Source organism: Corallococcus sp. CA054B (genome assembly GCF_003611625.1).
Classification (GTDB): Bacteria; Myxococcota; Myxococcia; order Myxococcales; family Myxococcaceae; genus Corallococcus; species Corallococcus coralloides.
Genome location: NZ_RAVY01000339.1, coordinates 1 through 4,905, shown reverse-complemented (window position 1 = coordinate 4,905; position 4,905 = coordinate 1). Strand labels below are relative to the sequence as shown.

Annotated in this window: 4 protein-coding genes; 3 read left to right on the top strand and 1 reads right to left on the bottom strand. The window is 73.1% G+C overall.

The window, feature by feature from the left end:
* The 3 genes from D7V80_RS40160 to D7V80_RS40150 form a co-directional block, all read left to right on the top strand.
* Window positions 1-1,334 (top strand): hypothetical protein (locus D7V80_RS40160; RefSeq protein WP_120593046.1); only part of this gene is annotated, 1,334 nt, incomplete at its 5' end.
* 62 nt (window positions 1,335-1,396) lie between these two features.
* Window positions 1,397-1,747, top strand: a complete 351-nt coding sequence (locus tag D7V80_RS40155; RefSeq protein WP_120593045.1) for a histidine triad nucleotide-binding protein — start codon at window positions 1,397-1,399, stop codon at window positions 1,745-1,747.
* Window positions 1,748-1,769: 22 nt separating this feature from the next.
* Window positions 1,770-2,540, top strand: a complete 771-nt coding sequence (locus D7V80_RS40150) for a YoaK family protein (protein WP_120593044.1) — start codon at window positions 1,770-1,772, stop codon at window positions 2,538-2,540.
* On the opposite strand, the gene D7V80_RS40145 is transcribed toward D7V80_RS40150, so the two are convergent.
* Window positions 2,537-4,783: a spermidine synthase gene (locus D7V80_RS40145; RefSeq protein WP_120593043.1), complete on the bottom strand. Its 2,247-nt coding sequence runs from the start codon at window positions 4,781-4,783 to the stop codon at window positions 2,537-2,539. The genes D7V80_RS40150 and D7V80_RS40145 overlap by 4 nt on opposite strands.
* Between the last annotated feature and the right edge of the window lie 122 nt (window positions 4,784-4,905).

Sequence of the window (4,905 nt, the reverse complement as noted above, 5' to 3'; positions counted from 1 at the left end):
CGGACGAGGTCTACCAGAGCCTGGAGCCTGCCCACCGCCTGGTCTACGGCTACGGCCTGGTCGCCTGGGAGTTCGTCCAGGGGGCCCGGAACTGGGCCCTGCCCGCGCTGGTGGCGGGGGTGCTGGGGCTGGGGCGGCTGGTGGGGCTGACGGACCCGGCGGGCTACCTGGGGCTGGTGAAGGGCTTCTTCGCCCTGGTGGGCACGGCGACGGCGTGGGCCACGTGGCGGCTGGCCCGCGCGTCCGGGGCCTCCACCCTGGCGGCCTCTGGCGGGGCGGCCCTGTTCGCCCTGGCGTCGGTGCCGCTGTACTTCGCGCCCCGGGCCATGAGCGAGAACGCCTCCGTGCTGCCGGTGGTGCTGGGCCTGGCCCTGGCGCTGCCGAAGGCCGCGTCCCGGCGCTCGCTGGTCGTTGGGGCGTCCCTGCTGGGGCTGGCGGTGCTGCTGCGGCTTCAGAACGGCGTCTTCTGCGTGGGCCTGGTGGCGGTGCTCCTCTGCAGGCGCCAGTGGCGTCAGGCGGGCGTGGCCCTGGCGGTGCTGTCCGGGTGGGCGCTGGCCTTTGGCCTGCTGGACAAGCTCACCTGGGGGCGGTGGTTCCACTCCGCCATCGTCTACCTGGACTTCAACGTGGTGCAGGGCAAGGCGGCCCAGTGGGGCACGGAGCCCTTCGAGTACTACCCGCGCATCCTGCGCACGGCGATGCCGGTGCTGACCGTCTTCACGGCCGCGCTGGCGGTGCTGGCGGTGCCCCGGGCGTGGGGGCTGTCCTTCCTGGCCGCGGCCTTCTTCCTCCTGCACGCGAACCAGCCGCACAAGGAGCTGCGCTTCCTGGTGCCGGTGCTGCCCCTGTTCGCGGCGCTCGCGGGCGTGGGGCTGGACTCCGCCCTGCGGGTGCTGCGCGGCACTCCGGCCAAGGCCACCGCCGCGGTGGCGGTGGTCGCGGGGGCGCTGTTGTCCGGCGCGGGCGTGGGGGCGCTCACCTTCGGGGACGTGGGCCAGTACGAGCGCGTGCGCCCCAAGGACAGCGCCTGGGACGACCAGGGCCACGTCAACCGGCTGCTGGAGGCGGCGGGCCGGCGAGACGACGTGTGCGGCCTCAAGGTGGAGGCGGTGCACCTGGCGTGGACGGGGGGCTACAGCTACTTCCACCGGAAGGTGCCGCTGTATCCCCACACCGGCCCCGGGCGGGACTCCCGCCGCTTCAGCCACGTCATCACCCGGGCGGGCTTCGAGGGCGCGGGCACGCTGCTGGTCCAGGACGGCCCGCTGGCGCTGGTGAAGCTGCCCGTGGCGGACTGCACACCGGACCCCGGCTATTCGTGGCGACTGCCCTGAGCGGGACAGTTGGGACGCGGAAGACCCTTCCGGGCCCCCCGTCAGGTTGGTAAGCCACGGCCATGCCCGAATCCGACTGCCTCTTCTGCAAGATTCGCGATGGCCTCATCCCGGCGAAGGTCGTCTACCAGGACGAAAACTGCCTGGCCTTCGAGGACATCAACCCCCAGGCCCCCACCCACGTGCTGTTCATCCCGCGCAAGCACATCGCCACGGTGAACGACATCACGGCGGAGGACCGGGAGCTGGTGGGCAGCCTCTACATCGGCGCGGCGAAGGTGGCGCGCGAGCGGGGCTTCGCGGACACGGGCTACCGCGTGGTGATGAACACCCAGCGCGATGCGGGCCAGACGGTGTTCCACATCCACCTGCACCTGCTCGCGGGCCGCACCCTGCACTGGCCGCCGGGCTAGCCGCCGTCCTGGCCCGTCCGTCATGTTCAGTGCCCGGTCGTCGCCCCAGTCCCGCCGCGCCTACTCCCTGCTCGCCGTGCTGCTGGCGTCCGTGGCCGGCGCGGTCAACGCCATGGGGTTCGTGGCGCTGGGCGCGCATGCGTCCCACATGTCCGGGAACATGGCCACGCTGGGCGAGTCCCTGGCCCAGGGCCGCTGGGACACGGCGCGGCTGCCCGCGCAGCTGATGGGGCTGTTCGTCGCCGGGGCCTTCTGCGCCACGGCGCTGCTGGATGCCTCAAGGCACCGCACGCGGGGCCGTCACGTGGCCGCGCTGCTGGTGGAGCTGTTCGTGCTGGCCGCCGTGGGCGTGGGCCTCGCGTCCATGCCGGAGACGCGCGCGCCGATGCTGCTCTGGGGCTTCGCCTTCGCCATGGGGCTGCAGAACGCGCTCGTCACCCGGGTGTCCGGCGCGGTGGTGCGCACCACGCACGTGACGGGGATGCTCACGGACATCGGCATCCAGCTGGTGCAGATGCTGACGTGGGTGCGCGACGGGCTCCACGGGAAAGGCGCGCTGGGGGTGTGGCACCGCGTGCGGAACCTGCCCTCCGCCGTGGAGTTCGAGCGCACGCGGCTGCACCTGGGCCTGGTGCTGGCGTTCCTCGTGGGCTGCACGCTGGGCCCCTACCTGTTCCTGCGCCACGGGGCCGTGACGCTGGTGTTGCCGTGCACGGTGCTGGGCGTGCTGGCCGCGCTGGACGCGCGGCTGACCGTGAAGCCCGCACCGTCCCCCACCGCGCCGGGAAGCTAGGGCGACGCGGGCTGGACCACGGGCTGCGCCGGCTGGACCCGGGCCCGCGCGGGCGCGTCCGTGACGTTCGGATTCGCCCCGGCAGGGCCCTGGTCCCTGGGGCGCAGGGCCTGGAGCACGCTGCTGCGCTCGTCCGTCCAGACGTATTCCGGCTCGCCGCGCAGCACCAGCCGGCGCACGCGCGCACGGCTCGTGCTGAAGGTGGAGCCCCAGAAGAACTCCGGGTCCCGGCTCAGCAGCATCCACGAGCTGGCCACCGCGTCGCCGTCGCTGTCTCGCGCGACGAGCGCCGCGGACAGGCCGGCGGCCTGCGCGTGCGCCAGGCTGATGGGCACCAGGTCCAGGTGCTGGTTGCTGATGTGCATCGCCAGCACGCCGTGCGGCGCCAGGTGCTGGAGGTAGAGCGCCACCGCCTCCTTCGTCAGCAGGTGCACCGGAATGGCGTCCGAGCTGAAGACGTCCAGCGCCAGCACGTCGAACTGGCGCGAGCCCTGCTCCAGCTCCTTCTCCAGGGAGATGCGCGCGTCGCCCTCGACGACCTCCACGTGCGCGGGCGTGTCCGTCAGCGTGCTGAAGAAGCCGCCCTGGCCCTTGGCGAGGTCGATGATGTCGGGGTTGATTTCATAGAAGCGCACGTCGTCCCCTGCGGCCATCAACGTCGCGCTGTTGCCCACGCCCAGCCCCAGCATGCCCACGCGCAGGCCGGTGGGCAGCCCCTGCGCCTGACGCGACCGGCGCTGCTCCGCGAGCGCGAGCCCCAGGCCGGCGTCCTTCGTGTAGTACGCCGTGGGGAGGTTGCGGCGCTCCGGGCGGATGTACTGCCAGCCGTGGGTGATGGCGCCGTGGCGCAGGACGTACTGGTGCTGCTGGGGATCGTTCTGGGACAGCTCCAGCACGCGCACCACGCCGAAGAAGTTGCGCGCGGCGAAGCGCACGCGCCCCAGGTCCGTGAGGACGAGCACCGGCAGGTGCACCGCCACGCCCACCAGCAGCGCCCCGCGGAAGAGGCGCTGCGTGCGCGCCACCGCCGTCTCCTCCTTCGGCTTGCGCATCAGCCCCGCGAAGGCCACCGCGCAGCACGCGGCCAGCGCCAGCGGGTGCTCCCAGTAGGTGGTGAAGAGGGCGGGCGCGACCAGGTTGACGAACACGCCGCCCACCACGCCGCCCACGGACACCCAGAGGTAGAAGGCGCTCAGGTAGCGCGGCGCCGGACGGCGCCGGTACAGCTCGCCGTGGCACACCATGGCGCCCGTGAAGAGCGCGGACGCGTGGAAGAGCACCTGCCACCCCAGGCCCAGCGCGGGGCCCTCCTTGTGCGCATACGTCACCAGCACCACGGAGGCGATGAGCCCCACCGAGTACGGCGTGCGCGCGTAGAAGGACTCGCGCGAGAAGGCCAGGATGAAGGTGATCAGGTACACCGCCAGCGGCATCACCCACAGGAAGGGGCCCGCCGCCACGTCCTGGGACAGCTTGTTCGTCGTGGCCAACAGCAGCACCGACGCGCACGTGCTCAGCGCCAGCCACGTCAGCGTGGGCCCTACTCCCGGACGCTGCGAGGCCGATGCCGCGGAGGCTTCGGAGCGGGCTTCCACACCCGGGCTCGCGGAGGTCTCGGGGGCGTTCGTCGCGGGGGCGCGGCGCAGCAGATCCCGGGCGCAGGCGAGGACACAGAGGACGAAGAGCACGAAGCCCGCGGCCCAGCCCCACGCCTGCGCGCTCCGGCCCACCCAGGGCTCCACGAGGAACGGGTAGCCCAGGAGCGCCAGCAGCGAGCCCGCGTTGGAGAGCGCGTAGAGCACATACGGCGAGCGCTCCGGCCGCGCGCGCGCGAACCACGACTGGATGAGCGGGCCGGTGGTGCTGAGCACGAAGAAGGGCAGGCCCAGCGTGGCGGCCAGCATCCGCATCAACCGGAGCACGGGCAGGTGGTCGTCCACGGGGCGCCAGCCGTCCCCCGGCGCCAGCGGCGAGCCCGTCCACGAGGCCCGCGCCGCGAGCGCCGCCAACGCCACCACCAGCAGGCTCAGGTGCAGGGCGGCCTGCGCGCGCGGGCGCAGCCGGGAGGCCACCGCGTGTGCGTAGGCGTAGCCCGCGAGCAGCACGGCCTGGAAGAACAGCATGCACGCGGTCCACACCGCGGGCGTGCCGCCGTACCAGGGCAGGGCGTAGCGACCCGCCAGAGGCTGGACGCCGAAGAGCAGGAAGGCGCTGGTGAAGATGGCGAGCGCGTAGCGCACCATGCGGCCTCGGGGGCGGGGGGAAGACGCACGGCGTAGGGGTCCCGCGCTCGGAGTGTTTCCCGCCAGGGCGACAGTCTTGTCAACACGGGCACGGCCTGGAGCCCGGCGGGCGGCCAGGCGGG

Coding starts and splice junctions, on each gene's coding strand:
- D7V80_RS40155 (WP_120593045.1), top strand. CDS start 1,397: ATGCCCGAATCCGACTGCCTCTTCTGCAAGATTCGCGATGGCCTCATC.
- D7V80_RS40145 (WP_120593043.1), bottom strand. CDS start 4,783: ATGGTGCGCTACGCGCTCGCCATCTTCACCAGCGCCTTCCTGCTCTTC.
- D7V80_RS40150 (WP_120593044.1), top strand. CDS start 1,770: ATGTTCAGTGCCCGGTCGTCGCCCCAGTCCCGCCGCGCCTACTCCCTG.